The organism is Burkholderia sp. AW49-1 (genome assembly GCF_053427845.1).
This window is the reverse complement of record NZ_JBSAXF010000106.1, coordinates 1-482: the sequence shown is the minus strand read 5'-3', so window position 1 is coordinate 482 and position 482 is coordinate 1. Positions and strand designations below refer to the sequence as shown.

The following is a 482-nucleotide window of genomic DNA, read 5'->3' as shown; positions in this document are numbered from 1 at the left end:
TGAACTGACCCCGCAAAGTTGGACGGTTAAACGCTAGGTGCCCAAGGGCTGAGTTCTGTATTGCACGGGACTCAGCCCTTTCAATTTGAGCTTGATGCGTTCGTGGTTGTAGTAGTGGATGTAGTGGTCCAGCGTGTCGCGCAATTGCTCCACGCAAGCGAAACGATGCCCGTTGTAGCACTCAGACTTGAGCGTGCCGAAGAAGCTTTCCATCGCGGCATTGTCAAGGCAGTTGCCCTTGCGCGACATGCTCTGGGTCAGTTTGCGCTTCTTCAGTTGCCGGCGATACGCCGGCATCCGGTATTGCCAGCCTTGATCCGAATGCAATAACGGTTTGTCCTTGCGTCGCAGCTTGGCCAGCGCCTTCTTCAGCATGCCGCTGACCAGTTCGAAGCTTGGACGTCGATCCATCTGGTAAGCCACGATCTCGCCGTTGTACAGATCCATCACCGGCGACAGATACAGCTTCTGCCCACCGACAT

At 55.6% G+C, this 482-nt stretch carries 1 protein-coding gene; it reads right to left on the bottom strand.

Features of this window, described 5'->3' with window-relative positions; translation table 11 throughout:
- Positions 1–33 precede the first annotated feature (33 nt).
- On the bottom strand, positions 34–482 hold a 449-nt coding region (locus tag ACV22W_RS33605), incomplete at its 5' end, for an IS3 family transposase (protein WP_448023839.1).